Source organism: Robertmurraya sp. FSL W8-0741 (genome assembly GCF_038004005.1).
Classification (GTDB): domain Bacteria; phylum Bacillota; class Bacilli; order Bacillales; family Cytobacillaceae; genus Robertmurraya; species Robertmurraya siralis.
Genome location: NZ_JBBOQG010000001.1, coordinates 1082024 through 1098969 on the forward strand (window position 1 = coordinate 1082024; position 16946 = coordinate 1098969).

At 37.5% G+C, this 16946-nt stretch carries 16 protein-coding genes; 11 read left to right on the top strand and 5 right to left on the bottom strand.

Annotated features, from left to right (window positions below; genetic code table 11):
• Positions 1-37: 37 nt before the first annotated feature.
• Positions 38-322, bottom strand: a complete 285-nt coding sequence (locus NST02_RS05185; RefSeq protein WP_268951591.1) for a transposase — start codon at positions 320-322, stop codon at positions 38-40.
• A 99-nt stretch (positions 323-421) separates the two neighbouring features.
• Here NST02_RS05185 and NST02_RS05190 point away from each other — a divergent pair, with 99 nt between their 5' ends.
• The 6 genes from NST02_RS05190 (at position 422) to NST02_RS05215 (ending at position 5586) form a co-directional block, all read left to right on the top strand.
• Positions 422-1051: a phosphatase PAP2 family protein gene (locus tag NST02_RS05190; protein WP_340948296.1), complete on the top strand. Its 630-nt coding sequence runs from the start codon at positions 422-424 to the stop codon at positions 1049-1051.
• 459 nt (positions 1052-1510) lie between these two features.
• Entirely contained in the window at positions 1511-2455 is a 945-nt protein-coding gene (locus NST02_RS05195; RefSeq protein ID WP_137743928.1) for an ABC transporter ATP-binding protein, read from the top strand.
• Positions 2455-3186: a multidrug ABC transporter permease gene (locus NST02_RS05200; RefSeq protein WP_340948299.1), complete on the top strand. Its 732-nt coding sequence runs from the start codon at positions 2455-2457 to the stop codon at positions 3184-3186. Before NST02_RS05195 ends, NST02_RS05200 begins: the two co-directional genes overlap by 1 nt.
• Complete coding sequence (locus NST02_RS05205) at positions 3183-3869, top strand: ABC transporter permease (protein ID WP_340948301.1); 687 nt, start codon at positions 3183-3185, stop codon at positions 3867-3869. Before NST02_RS05200 ends, NST02_RS05205 begins: the two co-directional genes overlap by 4 nt.
• Before the next feature lie 14 nt (positions 3870-3883).
• Positions 3884-4975, top strand: a complete 1092-nt coding sequence (locus tag NST02_RS05210; RefSeq protein ID WP_340948304.1) for a sensor histidine kinase — start codon at positions 3884-3886, stop codon at positions 4973-4975.
• On the top strand, positions 4972-5586 hold the full coding sequence (locus NST02_RS05215) for a response regulator transcription factor (RefSeq protein WP_340948306.1): 615 nt from the start codon (positions 4972-4974) through the stop codon (positions 5584-5586). Before NST02_RS05210 ends, NST02_RS05215 begins: the two co-directional genes overlap by 4 nt.
• A 247-nt stretch (positions 5587-5833) precedes the next feature.
• On the opposite strand, the gene uvrA is transcribed toward NST02_RS05215, so the two are convergent.
• Entirely contained in the window at positions 5834-8257 is a 2424-nt protein-coding gene (gene uvrA, locus NST02_RS05220; protein WP_340948307.1) for an excinuclease ABC subunit UvrA, read from the bottom strand.
• A gap of 523 nt (positions 8258-8780) precedes the next feature.
• On the opposite strand from uvrA, the gene NST02_RS05225 reads away from it, so the two are divergent.
• Complete coding sequence (locus NST02_RS05225; protein ID WP_340948310.1) at positions 8781-9527, top strand: MerR family DNA-binding transcriptional regulator; 747 nt, start codon at positions 8781-8783, stop codon at positions 9525-9527.
• 363 nt (positions 9528-9890) lie between these two features.
• Here the strand turns inward: NST02_RS05225 and NST02_RS05230 are convergent, their stop codons facing one another.
• On the bottom strand, positions 9891-10871 hold the full coding sequence (locus tag NST02_RS05230; RefSeq protein WP_235879480.1) for an ABC transporter substrate-binding protein: 981 nt from the start codon (positions 10869-10871) through the stop codon (positions 9891-9893).
• 183 nt (positions 10872-11054) lie between these two features.
• Between NST02_RS05230 and NST02_RS05235 the strand changes: the two genes are divergently transcribed.
• From NST02_RS05235 to NST02_RS05245, 3 genes are read left to right on the top strand one after another with little or no spacing between them, the layout of a single operon-like run.
• The gene (locus NST02_RS05235; protein WP_212933688.1) at positions 11055-12059 is read left to right on the top strand and encodes a FecCD family ABC transporter permease; all 1005 of its coding nucleotides are present in this window, start codon (positions 11055-11057) and stop codon (positions 12057-12059) included.
• The gene (locus tag NST02_RS05240) at positions 12056-13114 is read left to right on the top strand and encodes a FecCD family ABC transporter permease (protein ID WP_212933687.1); all 1059 of its coding nucleotides are present in this window, start codon (positions 12056-12058) and stop codon (positions 13112-13114) included. The genes NST02_RS05235 and NST02_RS05240 overlap by 4 nt, the downstream gene beginning before the upstream one ends.
• A gap of 18 nt (positions 13115-13132) precedes the next feature.
• Positions 13133-13945, top strand: a complete 813-nt coding sequence (locus tag NST02_RS05245) for an ABC transporter ATP-binding protein (RefSeq protein WP_212933784.1) — start codon at positions 13133-13135, stop codon at positions 13943-13945.
• A gap of 321 nt (positions 13946-14266) precedes the next feature.
• Here the strand turns inward: NST02_RS05245 and NST02_RS05250 are convergent, their stop codons facing one another.
• Together NST02_RS05250 and NST02_RS05255 are read right to left on the bottom strand one after the other, a co-directional pair.
• On the bottom strand, positions 14267-15070 hold the full coding sequence (locus tag NST02_RS05250) for a hypothetical protein (protein WP_340948314.1): 804 nt from the start codon (positions 15068-15070) through the stop codon (positions 14267-14269).
• Between the two features lie 98 nt (positions 15071-15168).
• Positions 15169-15513, bottom strand: a complete 345-nt coding sequence (locus NST02_RS05255; protein ID WP_340948316.1) for a hypothetical protein — start codon at positions 15511-15513, stop codon at positions 15169-15171.
• A gap of 200 nt (positions 15514-15713) precedes the next feature.
• On the opposite strand from NST02_RS05255, the gene NST02_RS05260 reads away from it, so the two are divergent.
• On the top strand, positions 15714-16736 hold the full coding sequence (locus tag NST02_RS05260) for a DUF3231 family protein (RefSeq protein ID WP_212933686.1): 1023 nt from the start codon (positions 15714-15716) through the stop codon (positions 16734-16736).
• Positions 16737-16946: the final 210 nt, after the last annotated feature.

Consider the following 16946-nt stretch of genomic DNA (forward strand, 5'->3'; position numbering starts at 1 on the left):
TCCATCATCATATGAAAAGGATATTTGCTATCCTCCACTATCCGATATGAACTCCTATTCTTTTATACTTATGTGTTAGTAGTATTTTTGCGGAAATCTCAAAGCATCTATAACCAAAAGCATTTCGCTTTATGACTTTTGTCAGGTTATTGATCCTTTCTAAAAATCCATTTAAATAGTTATAGACAAAACTATTTAGGATTTCAGTCTGCCAGTTCCTAAAGGTTTGTATCGCCCTACTTATTTTTGGTAGACCAGTTTCTTCCACTCGTTTGATGTTGCCAGTATAGGCTAAGAAGGTAGAGTGGGCGTCTAGTGACACAAAAGCATATTAAATAAGAAAATAATGGGGAAGATAAAGAAAATGAGTGAATTATTTTTACACAAATGTAAAGTCATATGAGTTGGTGGGGATAAATCATTGAGAACAAAATACAATCATTTACTTTTATTATGTTTCTTTAGTTTGGCTTTTTTTATCTTTTTAGCAATGGTATATGATTCTGATTTCGTAGAAAATATTGATCTACAACTAATAAAGAGTATTCAAGGGTTAGAACATCCAACATTCACTTATATCATGAAGTTTTTAAGCTATATCGGTGATAAAGTTCGAGTAATTGTGATTTCAATTATTATCGTATTGATTTTATATAAGGTATTTCATCAACGAATTGAAATCATTCTCTTTATTATAGTCCTAGTTGGTTCCGCGATTTTAAATGTGCTACTTAAATTTTTTTTTCAAAGAGAACGACCTAACTTTTATAGAATGATTGTTCAAGATGGGTACAGTTTTCCTAGCGGACATGCAATGGCAGCACTATCCTTGTATGGCATTATTACCTTTTTGTTATGGAGACATATTCCTAAGGAAAGCGGCCGAATCATCTTGATCTGTACTAGTACTTTATTTATTACCCTTATTGGAATAAGTCGTATTTACTTAGGGGTGCACTATCCAAGTGATATTGTCGGTGCCTATTTAATAAGTGGGAGCTGGCTTCTTCTCACAATATGGGGATTTATTCAAGTAAAGGGAAAAGATTGAGTGTTTTTTTGAGATGGTGTCCTTTCCAGGCGAACTCCTAAGTTTTGTCAGAAAAAAGAGGATGATCTTGTTTAGCTTTCGATTGCCTTGAGAAATGAAACCTTAACTAAAGAATGAATTTCAGGGAGAAGTATTACCGAATGGGAATCGTCTTAACTCCGAAGTAGAATCATGGATTCCAGTAAATTAAAACCACTAGTTCGAAATGAACTGGTGGTTTTAAATTAGAGTCGTCAACTTGTAAGCCATAAATATATTTGCAGTCATTTTGCGGGGCTATTGGTCGTGTATTTTGATAGTCGCCAGTGAAGAATCATCCTTGGTATCTTTCCTTCTGAAGTTACCATATTTTATTGACATCGATTTTTTTGTCCTCACTTATTCAATGACAAATGTAACTATCGGGGGAGAATGGACTTTGGAATAATGGAGGTAATAAGTTAAGAAAGGATGAACAATATGATGATTGCTTCTATGCAAGGTGTTGTGAAAAGGTATGGATCACAGCTTGTACTGGATTATATAGATTTAGATATTCAAGAAGGAGAAATTATCGGTTTGCTTGGTCCGAACGGAGCGGGAAAAACAACATTAATTCAGACGTTAACCGGAATTACTGCTTTTGAACGGGGGAAAGTGGAGCTTTTTGGACAAACAGAAAATCCGTTTTCCAATCAAAATAAGGAAAAAATAGGTTTAGTTACGCAGGAAATTACGGTATTTGAAGAATTAACAGCAAAGGAGAACTTGCAATTTTTTGCAGGGGTTTATGGGTTAAAAGGAGAAGAAAAGAAAAAAAGAGTAGCAGAGGCATTGGAATTTGTTGGTTTGGCAGATAAGGGAGGAAAGATGCCAACAAAGTTTTCTGGTGGAATGAAGCGTAGATTAAATATTGCTTGTGCCCTGACACATCGACCAAAACTATTGATTATGGATGAACCGACGGTCGGAATTGATCCCCAGTCAAGAAATTATATTTTAGAAGCGGTAAAAAAATTGAGAGATAGTGGTACGACGATTTTATATACAACCCACTATATGGAGGAAGTTCAATCCATTGCTACTAGAGTGGTGATTATGGACCAAGGTCAAATTATTAAGGAAGGTACAGTAAATGAACTCATTCAAACGGTACAGCACGAAGAAAAAGTGAAAATGGATGTGACTGATCCTGAAAGTGTCCCCATTCATAGCTTAGAGAAGATAGCTGGAGTTAAAAAGGTTATCGTATCTGGAAGCCAAATCACCGTTATTTCAGCTGTTCATTCGGGCAATTTAGACCGGATTATCTCCATTGTGAAGGAGTATGCAGGGGTGCTTGGAATCCAGGCTGATAAACCTAATCTTGAAGACGTCTTTCTAACATTAACTGGAAAGCATTTAAGAGACAAGGGGGGAGAATAATGCGGGTACTTTCAACCGTGAAATTTACGGCATTAAGAATGTTGAGAAGCTACATTGTTTTATTACTCCTGCTTGTCGTTCCCATCATTTTACTTACAGTATTTTCTTTTATCCTTTCAGGAGCTGTCCCAGAATCAGGGGTCCCATATATTAACGAAACTTCAATGACTCAGGTACTTGTTTTTCAGTTGTTTGGCGGTTCAATTGTCATGTCCCTTATCTACAATGATCTATTTACAGAAAATAAAATAAGAATGTATGCTTTACCTTTTAATCAAACAATGTATGCTTTTTCGATTATGATGTGTGGTGCGTTATTTTCCACTCTATTAGGCGCTCTACTAATGGTTTATTCTCAATTTGTTCTAGGTGTAATATGGCAGAATTGGCTGTGGATGATTTATATTATTTCCTTGATGGCGGTTTTATCGATCATTGTTTGCTTGATTTTCACGTTCTCAGTAAAAAATTTCAAAATTGCTGAACGATTAAGTGAAGTGTATGGGATTGGTTTTGTAGTTTTAGCTGGGTTATTTTTCCCGATGCCCGAAAATGGCTTTTTCGATTTTTTAGGGTCATATGGAAATCCATTGACTTTATCGATGGGTGCAATTCGCGATATGGGAGAATCTAATATCGGTGATGCTTGGTTCCAAGCGAATATTCTCTTAGGAGCAATTATCATCTTATTTGTGGTGATGCTCATTTTAGGGAGGAGGAAAATAGGGTGACCATTTTTAAATTTGCTTTAAAAAGAAGTTTCAGTAACACAACTAATATAATTTTTCTTACCCTTTTCCCGATCGCTTGTATTTTTTTGCCGAATGGAGAAGAGTGGCCTTTTCTTCCTTATGGTTATCAGTATTTTGGCTTGTTAATTTTATTTGTCGGCATACGATTGGCAACCATTATTCTTGAGGATCGCGAAAAAGGCGTGGTTAAACGTTTAGCCGTAGCTCCAATAAGTCATTTTCAGTATTTAAGTCAAAATTTACTGGCTTATTCAATAATTCTAATTCTGCAATGTATTATTGTTGTATATGGTGGTGTCCTTCTTGGAAAAGAGCTTTATCAGCCAGACAGGCTTTTACTGCTATATATCTCCTTTAGTTTTGTCTCGCTAGCTCTTGCTTTGGCATGGATTTCAATTTACCGTAAGAAAGATGTAGCTTTTCTCGTTTATATGTCTTTCATTTTTATTGTGGTGATATTAGGAGGATTAATGATTCCAATCGAGATATTTCCCGATTTATTAAAGCGGATTGCAGTTATATTCCCAACCTATTGGCTGGCTGAAGGTTTAAAATGGATTGTTTTTAGTGAAGAGATCCTCGATTTTTTATTGATTAATGGGGTGCTATGGCTTTATACCATTGTATTTGTCATTGTGGGAAGTATAAGAAAAATTAATTAAAGAGGTTGATAAGGATGAAAAAGCGAATGGAACCGCTTCTATTTGTAAATAGCTGGCGTTTTTTAATGATGGGTGCCTTTATTCATTTATGGGTGCTAGGCGACTCACAGATTAGTTCATTTATCCTTATCCTCCTGCTCCTGCTTATGACTTGTCTACGCTGGCGTTTTGCATTGCCAGTTTGGTTTGTACTAGTAGATATTCTTATTTGTTTTTTCTATTTTCCATATACGGATATCGCTTATTACGGTTTCGCATTGCCTATTTTTGAACTTGCTTTAAAGGGAAAAGGCTTGTTTTCTCTTTTCCTATGCGCAGGTGTATTTTTTGCACAGGCATCATCATCCTTCTTATTTTGGTTTTTTTTCCAGGCATTCTTCTTTGGAGTCTTTTCATTTATTTTCTTGAAAAATCAAGAAATGTATAGGGTAGACATAGATGAGCAACGTAAGGTTCGGTACGAACTGGAACGAATAAAAATAGATTTGCTGGAAGCGAATCAATCGGTTTCCCATCAGGCGGAACTAATGGAAAGATATCGGATAGCAAGAGAACTTCATGATCACTTAGGACATGATTTAACAGGTGCAACACTCGCCTTACAAGCTTATCAATATGTTCAGGAACCGGAAGAAGCCAAGAAAATTCTTCAGGAGGTTAAAAATCGTTTAGAGCGTAGTACGAAAAGTTTAAGGGAAACTGTCCATAATATGACACCAATGACACGAATCGGTGTGGAAAGCTTAGAGAGCGTTGTGCGGAATTTCCAACAAAAGGATATTGAGTTTAAAAGGTCAGGAAATATGCTCTTGGTTCCGGCTCATATATGGAGTCTGTTAGAATCGTGTGTGAAAGAAACTTTAACGAATGTTGCCAAACATAGTAATGCTACAAAGGTTGAAGTGGATTTACAGGTGACAGAATCGATTGTGCGTCTATCAATCAAGGATAATGGCACAGCTAAAAAGCTGAGCCATACAGGAAGTGGGTTAAGAAGTTTGCAAATGCGCTCCCGCTCCATGGGAGGCAGCTTATCTATCAGTCATGAAAATGGCTTTTTAGTCGTTTGTGTTATTCCTTTGGATAAGGAGATGTTAAATGGATGAAGGTTTTAATTGTAGATGACGATCCGCTTGTTTGTCAAAGCTTACAGTTACTGCTTGGAAAGGAACATGATTTGGAAGTCATTCATATAGCAGTGAATGGACAAGAAGCGATGGAATTATGCCAAAATGAACAACCGGATGTTATTTTAATGGATATACAAATGCCAGTTGTCAATGGAATTGAAAGTACAAAAAGAATAAAAGAACAATGGCCTTCTATCCAAATTATGATGTTAACGACGTTTCGGGATGAGAAGAATATTAGATTGGCATTAAAAGCGGGAGCGGCAGGGTACTTGCTAAAATCGGCATCAATTGAAAACATGGCTCAGCAAATTAGGGCATTAAAAGCAGGCTCCACAATATTATTGGATGCAGATGTTTTAAAAACAATTACGGAACCAGAAAAAGCAGCCTTGGAAGGTTTAACGGAACGAGAGACGGATATCGTAGAGCTAATAGCTCAGGGATTTTCGAATAAGGAAATAGCTGAACAGCTTTTTTTGAGTGTTGGAACTGTCCGAAATATGCTATCTGTTATTTTAGACAAATTAGAATTTCGTGATAGAACACAGTTAGCCATTTATTACTGGCAAAGGAAACAGGAGTGAAAAAAGGGAAATGAGTTAGGGTGATAGAGATGTCCTTTAGCGGCACTGATGCCTCATAGCCTGCGGTTTGGAAGTAGGAAAGAGACAGTCTCAGGTTATATAATAGCCCTCGAGTCAGTCTCTTTTCCTGAATTGTCATTTTAAGTAATTGATGGGAATAAGCTTTAAGCGTTCAAGCAACTAAGGGATCACAAGTTAAATTCCAAAGTGATATCCTGTTTTTTTAGCAGGTTTTGCATCTTTTTATTTAGATAGAGATATACTTTCCGGTAACAGATTGTGAATTTTCTTTTAACTCTTTCGGAGTTCCAGTAGCAATAACTTCTCCACCTTCAATTCCACCGTTTGGTCCCATGTCAATTATATAGTCGCTTGAAGAAATCATTGGAATATTGTGCTCGACAATAATCACTGAATTGCCTGCATCTACTAGACGATTTAGCAATTCGTGCAGATGTGTAATATCTGAAGTGTGGAGCCCGCTCGTTGGTTCATCTAGTAAATAGAGTGTGTGTCCTTTTTGAGAACCGCTTAATTCTTTTGCCAGTTTCAGGCGCTGCCCTTCACCGCCAGATAAGGTGGTAAGCTGCTGTCCCAAAGTAAGGTATCCCAAGCCAACATCGACAAGTAAGTTTAATCTTGTTTGCGCTTTTTTCCCAGTTATATGCTTTAGCGCATCTTCCACATTCATTTCTAAAAAGTCTGAGATCGTATATCCATTAACTGTTATCTCCAGCACTTCTTCTTTAAATCGTTTGCCTTTACATTCTGGACAAGTTACTTGTGTATTGGAAAGAAAATGTAGATCAACGTCCACTTTCCCCATTCCTTCACAGCGATCGCAGCGTCCCCCAGTTGTGTTGAATGAGAAAAATTTAGCTGTGAGTCCCAGTTTTTTAGCATGCTCTTGCTCGGCAAAGAGCTTGCGCAAATCCGTATAGATATCGAGATAAGTGGCAACATTAGACCGTGCCATACGAACCAGTGGACTTTGTCCAATATTAATAATTGAATCGATTTCTTCCATTCCGGAAATGCTGTCACACCCTTCTTGAGTGGCTAAAACATCGAAAATTAATGTCGACTTTCCTGAGCCTGAAACACCCGTTATAGCTGTGAGGGTTTCAAGAGGCAGGTCAACAGAAACTCGTTTCAAATTGTGCTTTGTAGCATTGTTGATTGTTAATGCTTTCCCATTTCCTTTACGAGCTTTGGAAGGTAAGGTAATATCTTTTCCAAGAGTGCGACCAGTGATGGAGTTTGGATTTTTCATAAGATCTGAGGTCGTTCCAACCCCTATAATCTCACCCCCAAGTCGTCCAGCACCTGGACCAATATCAATTAAATGATCCGCTGCTTCCATGACCGTTTCGTCGTGCTCAATAACAAGAACGGTGTTTCCTAGATCACGTAAACTTTTCATGACAGCAATTAATCCATCTGTATCGCGGGGGTGCAATCCAGCTGTTGGTTCATCTAAAATATATAGTACACCGGTTAATCCGGAGCCTAAGATTGAGGCAAGGCGTAATCTTTGTGCTTCTCCCCCTGATAAAGTGATGGCTTGCCGATCCAGTGTTAAATAGCCTAGTCCGACTTGTAAAATTCGGGCAAGTCGTTCATGTAAATCATGTAGAACAGTGGCTAAAATCTCATCTTCCTCGTGAGCAAATAGTTCACTGGTGTTTTGTACCCAACGTAAAAGTTCATTTAAGGGAAGAAGTGAAAGTTCGGGCAATCTTTTTTTGTTTACACGAACGGAACGAATCTCTTCGAGCAATCGTTCACCGTGACAGTCTGGACAAGTTTCGGATTTAAAAAAATCTGCCACTTGTGAACTTTCTCCATTTTCTTTATAGGAACGCCACATAGCACCTAATACTCCAGCAAATTTTCCTTTTGCAACAGTTTTTGGTGGTTTGATATTAGGAAAGTGACGTGTGAAGCGTTCATCCTCAGCACCATAGTAAAGAAAGTCCAGCTCTATTTCTGAGAAGTCCTTGATAGGTTTGTCCGCAGTAATAGATAAGCCGTAGTACTCGCTTCCAGCAGTAACCACATTTGTATTGTATTCTCCCCATGAACCAGTCCAAATGCTTACTCCTTCATTAATTAATGATTTATCTGGATTAAAGAGTCGTTTTAAGTCAATTTCCTTTGCAACACCTAATCCCGAACAAGTAGGGCAGGCACCGGAAGGTTTATTGAATGAGAAATCAGCACGTGTCAACCGGTTGTGGGCTTTCTGACAGTTTTCACACACTATAATTTTCTCATCTGCCCCGATTGGTAGTGAAGGCAGGGTTTTACCACAAGCTGAGCATGGACGCTCACCTTTCTGTTCAAAGAGCTTCCGCAAGTAAGAATAGAGATCAGTTACGGTTCCAACTGTTGAGCGAGGATTACGATTGGTTACATGTTGACCAATTGCAATGGAGGGGGAGAGACCGCTGATTCGTTCAACCTTTGGCCGTTCAAATACATCAGTTGATAGCCCACTTGATTCTAAAAATTGACGATTACATTCACGTTCCAATATATCAAAAGCAAGGGTTGATTTTCCAGAACCGGATGGTCCAGTAATGACCACCAGTTGATTTCTGGGAATATCCAAAGTAATATTTTTTAAATTATTTTCTTGTGCTCCTTCAATACGAATGGTCTCTAACATATAAATATCCTCCTATTCTATTTTTTTTAAAAGCTGAGGTTGTCCTCATGAACCCAGTATGAGGACAGGCTTAGCACAGAATTCCTTTAATGGAGAACTCTTTCTTTTTTTTGGGAACTTCAGGCTAGAGCGGTGTGTACCAAAAGTTAAACTTGGCACTGCTTTTTGAAAACTTGAGGAAAAACGAATTTTTTGAGAAGCCGCAATACTTTTGGGACTTTCCCACGAATTTTGGCTCATTGCGTATGAAATCAAGGTTTCACACTGCTGATAGGTCCAAAAATCATCACCGACATATATTGAGGTCTTTTTAAAAAGGAAGTTGTACACATAGTTGCTGCTGGGTGCTATATCAGCTTTGGACCTGCTCTTCCATCATACAACTTTGATGCAATCCCCCTACTTTTAGTGAATGTGCAATTGTTCTGATAGGAGAAGATTTTTAAAAGTTTAGCATGTTCTTGAAGGTTGTACTTTAAGGGTGAATTAGGGATAATGAAGAGTAAAGGGATGGTGTATAGGGATGAAGGGTATTGAAATAGCGAGGCTTTGTAATGTGTCAACAAGCACGTTGAAGCATTATGAAGAATGGGGGCTTGTTCCAGAAGTACCCAGAGCTGAAAATGGCTATCGAAAGTATACAAACATCCATGCAGCTTATTTTCAATGTATTGTAAAGATGAATATTGGTTTTGGGATGAAGTTCGTTCGAGAGATCATGCCGTCGATTCAAAAAGGAGAAGTTATGCAGGTTCTGTGGAGAATTAACGAGGTCCAAACTCTGCTACAAAAGGAAAGACATCAAGCAGAACAAGTTGTAGAGATGCTCGATGTGGAGGAAGTTGAATGGTTTCAGCGAAGTCGTAAGAAAAAGGATTATTATACGATTGGGGAAGTAGCAGAAATTGCGGGGATAGCAGCATCAGCCATTCGGCATTGGGAGCTGGAGGAGCTTATTCATCCTATTCGTCATCAAGAGAGCGGGTATCGCTTGTATTCACCAGCAGATGTCAGACGAATCCTCATTATTCGAACAGTTTCTCGTGCCGCGTGGTCATTGGATATTGTTAGAGAAGTATTATCTGAAACAGAAAATCAACATCTTAAACGGGCAAAAGAAATGGCTATTCACTCATTGGAATATATTGATCAAAAGTTGATTGCCCGTATGAAAGCGATCACTGCTTTAAATGAGCTATTGGATCTCGTCTCAAATGAGGAAGATATCTGGAATGAAGAGCCGCGTGGATATATGGATAAGTTATTTTAAGAAATATGTTATTGCTCATTGCTGCAAAAACTTTCACCATTAGGACCGGAAAACGACTTTTTTATTTTGTGAGGAATATTGTTCAAGAACCATGTCGTTTGGCTGGTAAGAATCAAAGTTCGTAGGAGTCATTCCCTTCGATTATCTGTAGGAGTAGTTGTTTAGATGCACTTTCAGTATTATAAAAGATCCCATTACGAACGTACAAATTTCGGGATATTACGAACCAAAAAAGACCGGGGGTTTGACCCGGCTTTTTTGGATAGCGATAAGCACTAAGGAAAAAGGCTTTAATTTAACGTCGCAGGAACAATTCGAACTTTCATTGTTCCGAAGGTGCGTGCGCTTTTCTTACATTGATTGTTATTGTGTTGAGAAAATATATTCAATGTCATCCAACATGATATTGGCTGCTAGTACACCGCCAGCTGTGTTCCAGATAATGTCACTTACTTTATGGGCATTTCCTTTCTTGACAACTTCTAGGTTTTTCCATAACGGATCGTTTGTCCATTCTTCTTCGACCGCAACGGAATCTGCATAAGTGAAGTAGAATAGAACATCTGCATCCATTTCAGGGATTAATTCTTTATCTACCTCTACGGCAAAGTTCCCCATTTTATTGTTTTCAGTAAATAATTTTGCTTGATGGGCTGCTCGTTTAAAGCCAATTTGCTCAAAGATCACACCTGAGAAAGAATCCGTGTAGTAAATACGAGTTGGACGAGAACTAAAACGTATAACCGAAACTTCTTGATTTACCTTATCACCAAGCGCAGTTTTTAATTTTTCAACTTTATGATCATACTGAGCCAATATTTCTTCTCCTTTTTTATCTAAATTTAGTGCCTTTGCATATAATTCAAAGTTTATTTTCCAATCACCTGCTAAATCTTCTGAAAAAACAGTTGGTGCAATAGCTTTTAATTGCTCATAAATTGCTTCTTGGCGAATTTTATTGCCGATAATTAAATCAGGCTTTAGTTTGGCGATTTTTTCAATATTTACTTCGTTTTCATCTCCAACAACCTCAACGCCTTCCATATCGGCACTGATGTGTTCGTACCAAGGATCCTGCCCCCATGACATCACGGCTCCCACTGGCTTAACTCCAAGTGCCAATAATGCTTCCGTACCTTCATTTGTTAAAATAACAACGCGTTCTGGTGTTGCCGGTATTTCTGTTGTTTCCATGGCGTGTTTTACTGAATAACTAGTATCTTTTGTTTTCGTTGCTTCTTCAGGTTTATTTGCAGCTTCTTCGTTGGTATTTCCACAACCTGCTAATAAAAAAAGTGATAGAATGGTAAAAATCGGTACTAATAACCTGAATTTCCTTTTCAATTCTTTCCCTCCCGGTGCAAAATAAATGAATTTGATAATCATTATCAATTAGTATGGCTGTTTTTATTCTACTTGAAGGAAGAATTGCAGTCAATAACACATTGAAAATAATTATCATTATCATTGACTGAGTTTTTAATATCTTCTAAACTAGCAATATAAATAATTAGGATGGACAGTCAAATGAATGGGATATTTGAATGGAAGAATTTAGGTAAAGTTGCAGTGGCAATCGTTTTTCTCGCTTTATTTATTGGGATGAGTATTATTTTAGGTTATACAGATACATCGATTCAATTGGCTTACGAAGCCTTTACATCATTTGATGGAAGGAATGAGCATTTAATCATTCAATCGGTTCGTTTGCCAAGAGCATTAATTGCAGCTTGTGTAGGTGCTTCTCTTGCAATAGCAGGAGTTTATATGCAAACTCTGACTAAAAATCCTTTAGCATCTCCTGGAATATTAGGAATAAATGCAGGAGCTAGCTTTGCAGTAGTTTTTGTTCTCTCTTTTTTTGAAGTTTCAAGCCTTAACATCTTTACTTGGGTGGCTTTTTTAGGTGCAGCTATTGCAGCAATGGTGGTTTATTTTGTAGGCGGAGTTGGTAGAAAAGGATTAACCCCAATGAAAATAACTCTTGCTGGAGCTGCAGTTACAGCGTTGTTTTCTTCTTTTACTCAAGGGATTTTGGTAACAAATGAAGCTGCACTTGATGAAGTGTTGTTTTGGCTTTCCGGATCTATTCAAGGGAGAAAGCTTGAATATTTAACATCTGTATTCCCTTATTTATTGGTCGGCTGGACAATGGCGCTTGTTGTGGCTCCAATGATGAATGTCGTTGCTATGGGTGATGATATAGCTAAAGGGCTGGGATTAAAAGTTGGATTGCTAAAGCTAACGGTAGGGATAATAGTGATATTACTTGCGGGTGGATCCGTCGCTATTGCAGGGCCAATTGGATTTATTGGAATCGTTATTCCGCACATTGCTCGACGTTTAATAGGTAACGATCATCGTTGGTTAATCCCTTTTGCAGGCCTATTAGGAGGAGTGCTCTTATTAGCTGCTGATATAGGTGCTAGATACATTGTAATGCCTCAAGAAGTTCCTGTAGGAGTGATGACTGCTCTTTTTGGCACTCCGTATTTTATTTATATTGCAAGAAAGGGGTTTAACAAGGGATGAAGGGATATCGAAGTGTTCGCTTAGGTAAGGATCAGGTGTCCCTACTATTAGACAAAAACACGATAGTAAAGTTAGTCATTCTAATTATTTTCACTTTCGGCATTTTCATTGTAAGCGCTAGTTTGGGTGACCTTAGAATCCACCCGTTAACAGTGGTTAATCTCCTGTTTTGGGGGAGCGGAACAGAGCTGGAACAACTCGTAATCTATCAGTTTCGATTACCACGAATATTTGCTTCAATGTTGGTTGGAATGGGATTAGCGGTAGCGGGAGGAATTCTCCAAGGAATAATCCGCAATCATTTAGCTGCTCCAGATACAATTGGAATAACTGCGGGAGCGGGCATGTCAGTAATGATTTTTTTATGGCTTTTTAGTGATGAAAATTATTCGTTAATGGTTAGTATAAAATGGTTGCCCGTTGCAGCATTTATAGGAGCTTTGTTAGTGGCCATTTTTGTCTATTTTTTATCATGGAAGGATGGAGTAACCCCTGTACGACTTATACTTATCGGAATAGGTGTTTCCGCTCTGATGCAAGCTGGTACAACAATATTTATGGTTTTAGGTCCAGTCTATATGGCAAGCCAGGCGAATATTTGGATTACTGGTAGTGTAAATAGTGTAACTTGGTCAGACGTTCGTGTGCTTCTGCCAGTGACAATTGTATTGTTGATGATAGCATTTATTTCGGCACGCAATGTTAATGTTCAATCACTTGGTGAAGATATTGCAACAGGGGTTGGAAGTCGGGTTCAGCGCCAACGTTTTATACTTCTCCTTATTAGTACGGGTTTAGTAGGAACTGCAGTTGCTTTTGCTGGAGGAATTGGATTTGTGGGACTTATGGCACCTCATATTGCCCGAAAGCTAGTCGGTTCTTCGTTCGGTTCATTATTACCTGTTGCAGCTTTAGTAGGTGCTATTCTCGTAATGTTAGCGGATTTAATGGGTAGAACATTATTTTTACCATCTGTCGTACCAGCAGGTGTATTTACGGCCACTTTAGGTGCTCCCTATTTTATATACCTTCTAATGAAAACTAAAAATAGTTAATTGCTGGAGGAAGTAATGATGACAAGTATTTTGCAGACGGAAAAGCTTACTCTTTCATACGGTGATACAATTATTATTAAAGAGTTAAACTTAACGATTCCGAAAGGTGAAATTACAATATTTATTGGTGGCAATGGGTGTGGGAAATCTACGCTCCTGCGTTCCATTGCCCGTCTTTTGAAGCCTGAAGAAGGAATGGTATTGCTTGACGGTAAAAACATTGCAAAGTTACCAACAAAGGAAGTGGCTAAAAAATTATCAATACTGCCACAGGCACCAGATTCTCCAGAAGGACTTTCCGTTTTGCAGTTAGTAAAACAAGGGAGGTATCCATATCAAAATTGGGTGAAGCAATGGACAAAAGAAGATGAATGGCATGTAATGAATGCTCTTGCTTCAACTTCTTTAATCGAATTTAAGGATAAGGCCATTGACGAGTTATCAGGGGGACAAAGACAAAGGGCATGGATTGCCATGACATTGGCACAAAACACTGATATTATATTGCTGGATGAACCAACAACTTATTTAGATATGGCGCATCAAATTGATATCCTCGACCTTTTGTACGACTTGAATGAGAAAGAGAAAAGAACGATCGTGATGGTATTACATGATATTAACTTGGCTTGTCGCTATGCGCATAACCTGGTGGCGATACGTAATCAACAGATTATTGCACAGGGAAAACCTAATGATATTGTGAATGCTAAACTTGTTCAACACGTTTTTGATATGCAGTGTGTGGTTACAGTTGATCCTATTGTAGGGACACCGCTTTGTATCCCGTACGGGAAAAGTCGCTCCAAGGTTAATTTTAAAGCAAATTGAAGTTTGCTGAAAAGAAACTGAAAATGAGCAATTTTTATTTTGTTTTAACCTAATATTAGGGGAACCTTGATATATGATGTTATGAAATTATGTCATTTGAAAGTGCTTAATCTTCCATTGTAACAGTTTCCCCAGAAGAGAGTGCCATGGTAATATTATCTGTCACAAGCTTAAAAACAAAATTTCTGGTAAAAAGAAGGGCACTTGTTAGCAGAGAGAGATCATTTTTAAAAATTTCAACCATTAGGACTAGATTCACTGTCAGCAATACAATAATCGCTATGTCACTTTCACCTTTGAATAGTTACTGGTGGATGGTATTTAAATTTGGTTTACCTCTGCTACTCCGAGGGCGAATTGCTTCCAGAGAGTGCTTTCTACACATTCTTTCTGAAGGTGGTCGCATTCAACAATGAGAACAACTTCTGAATTTTTCCGTTTTAATAAAAACTGTTTCCGTTGAGAAATTTTTTTCATAAATAAATCAATGATGAAACCTATCAAGAATCCGCTTCCTGCTCCGATTAACCCCCAAATAATGGGTCCCCATTCGAGTTCAAACCCTTTGCTGGCGCCTACTGTTGAAAAGAGAAAAGCCAGTATCATTCCTTTTGAGATGAGAGAAACTCCGTCAGAATGATGAATGCTGTCAAATATCCTGCGCTCCTCTGTTCTATTGTTTAAAGGAACAGCTAAAATGTTTGTGATTCCGTATTCCTCCAATTCTGTCATTGCCAGCTCAAGATAGGTTGAATGTTCAAAAGTGGCAAAAATGAGCACGTTATTCACCCTGCTTCCTTTCTGTAAACTAAATCTATATTTTTGATAATGACTTCTTAAATATTTCCTTTGCTCATATTCAAATAATTTATTGTTTTCGACAGTGCTTACATAAGAATCAAAAATCGTAAAAAAATAGAAAGAAGGTAAATATAAAAGCCATTGAGCATCGAGAACCGCATTTGACTTATCAAGATTTCCATTTAGTAAGTAAATAAGTGCTTCGAGGAAATGCGAGTAATACATAAAAACAGCAGTCCAAATAAGTGTAAAACCAGCGAGGATAATTCTGTGTGCGTAAAGTTGACCCACGCTGGGAATAGTCATTGACCAAAGGAGCGCCATTATAGGATTCCTTTTATCCAGATAGTTAATTTCAAAGGCTCCTATTGAAAATGAATTAAACCGAGCATCCTCTCTTTTGGCAAGGGTATAAATATTATTCAAATCCACAGTGGTGCGGTAACTGTCCAGATTGCAAAAAGATACACAGGTATATACATTAGAACCATTTTTAAATCCAATACTTCTTTTGCTGCATCAAAGTTACCTGTGAATGAATAAACCATGGCTTGATTTAGCCTTGTTGCCTGGTTGATATAGATTTCCCATATAAATAAAGAAAAAGCTCTAAAATACTTATTTAAGAGAAAGTGTCCAAATCCAGGGAATGCAATGGACCACATGGCTATAGTCCAAGGGTTCCTTAAATGAATCTGTGTTGTTCCAAAAATACTTACATAAGCCTTATAGCGCCTTGACTTGTTTGTATTTTGGAAATTTTCCATGCTGTTCCTCCAATAATTTTTTATGAAGGTAGTATCTGCTTTTAGTCTCAGATTTATCCTTTTTAAAGGATTTGGTTATGAAGCGGTGGGAGGGGATTATGATTGAACGAAACGGTTTTTTAGGAAATCTTTTTTTGGTGGAGAATTATTCTTCAACTTTTAAGTAATACTAACCTAAAAAATATTTAGGAGGGTTGTACTTGAACTCGGAAAAAAAACAAGCAAATATTGAGTTATCTTGTACGGAGATTGGTGGTCTCTGGGGCGTTTATTTTCAAGAAAGCATGAGTTCTTGTTTTCTTACATATTTTTTGCATCACCTACAAGATAAAGAAATCATTCCACTCGTAAAAGAATCACTGCAAATTTCACAAACTCGATTAGAAAAAATAAAAGAAATCTTCCTTGTAGAAAATTTCCCTGTACCTTCCGCTTTTTCAGAGGGAGATTTAAATTTGGCTGCACCTCCATTATTTCATGACATATTTGCCTTAAGCTATGTTTATATGATGAATCGGTTAGGAATGATTAATTTTAGTTTTACTGCTTCAAACAACGTGCGTCTCGATGTCCTTGATTTTTTTACCGAATGTATACATACTTCGACTGAACTGTTTGGGAGAGCGGTTAAGATGATGCTGTCAAAAGGTATTTATGATCGTCCACCTAAAATGAACTATCCGAAAGAAATTGAGTTTGTGAAAAAGGAGTCCTTTCTTTCGGGGATTATTGGAGATAAACGCCCTCTAAATGCAATAGAACTATCTGAAATTTTCTTTAATATCGAACGTAATTACTTTTCCGTCCTAATCATGCTTGGATTTGCTCAAGTAGTAAAAGACAAAAATTTAAAAAAACATATTCTTAAAGGCAAAGATGTTAGTGAAAAACAGATCTCACTTTTCAATAAGTTACTGATGCAAGAAGAGCTTCTTGGAACGGTGACAGTAAGTATGGAAGTAACAGATTCCACTTTGTCACCGTTCTCAGACAAACTCATTTTTTCAATGATTAATATTTTGAATTCAGTAGATATTAGCTTAATCTCACATGCAATGTCAGTAACAATGAGAACAGACCTTACAGCCCAATATAGCAAAATCATTGCGGAGGTAATGCTTTACGCCAAAGAAACATTTGATATTGTCGTCGAGAGGCAATGGATGGAACAACCTCCACTTGTAACGAATAGAAAGATGTTGATTCGTAACAATAATAATTAGCTGATTTGTGAGAAGTAATATTGTGAGGTATTATGCGTGGATCCTTCAATCATGAAGGATCATTTTTCTTGCGCTTGTTTTTAAAAATGGGCTTTGTGAAATAGAATTGTTGTTAAAATGATTTTGGGCTCATTGCATGGAATCAAAGAGAAAATGAGCCAAAAATCAACACCGATATATAACAGAGCCTAAAAATTAAATAACTAAAAA

Excerpts from the sequence above, each read along its gene's own strand:
- NST02_RS05195 (WP_137743928.1), top strand. The coding sequence starts at position 1,511 with ATGATGATTGCTTCTATGCAAGGTGTTGTGAAAAGGTATGGATCACAG.
- NST02_RS05200 (WP_340948299.1), top strand. The coding sequence starts at position 2,455 with ATGCGGGTACTTTCAACCGTGAAATTTACGGCATTAAGAATGTTGAGA.
- NST02_RS05210 (WP_340948304.1), top strand. The coding sequence starts at position 3,884 with ATGAAAAAGCGAATGGAACCGCTTCTATTTGTAAATAGCTGGCGTTTT.
- NST02_RS05215 (WP_340948306.1), top strand. The coding sequence starts at position 4,972 with ATGAAGGTTTTAATTGTAGATGACGATCCGCTTGTTTGTCAAAGCTTA.
- uvrA (WP_340948307.1), bottom strand. The coding sequence starts at position 8,257 with ATGTTAGAGACCATTCGTATTGAAGGAGCACAAGAAAATAATTTAAAA.
- NST02_RS05225 (WP_340948310.1), top strand. The coding sequence starts at position 8,781 with ATGAAGGGTATTGAAATAGCGAGGCTTTGTAATGTGTCAACAAGCACG.
- NST02_RS05235 (WP_212933688.1), top strand. The coding sequence starts at position 11,055 with ATGAATGGGATATTTGAATGGAAGAATTTAGGTAAAGTTGCAGTGGCA.
- NST02_RS05240 (WP_212933687.1), top strand. The coding sequence starts at position 12,056 with ATGAAGGGATATCGAAGTGTTCGCTTAGGTAAGGATCAGGTGTCCCTA.
- NST02_RS05245 (WP_212933784.1), top strand. The coding sequence starts at position 13,133 with ATGACAAGTATTTTGCAGACGGAAAAGCTTACTCTTTCATACGGTGAT.
- NST02_RS05250 (WP_340948314.1), bottom strand. The coding sequence starts at position 15,070 with ATGGCGCTCCTTTGGTCAATGACTATTCCCAGCGTGGGTCAACTTTAC.
- NST02_RS05255 (WP_340948316.1), bottom strand. The coding sequence starts at position 15,513 with ATGGAAAATTTCCAAAATACAAACAAGTCAAGGCGCTATAAGGCTTAT.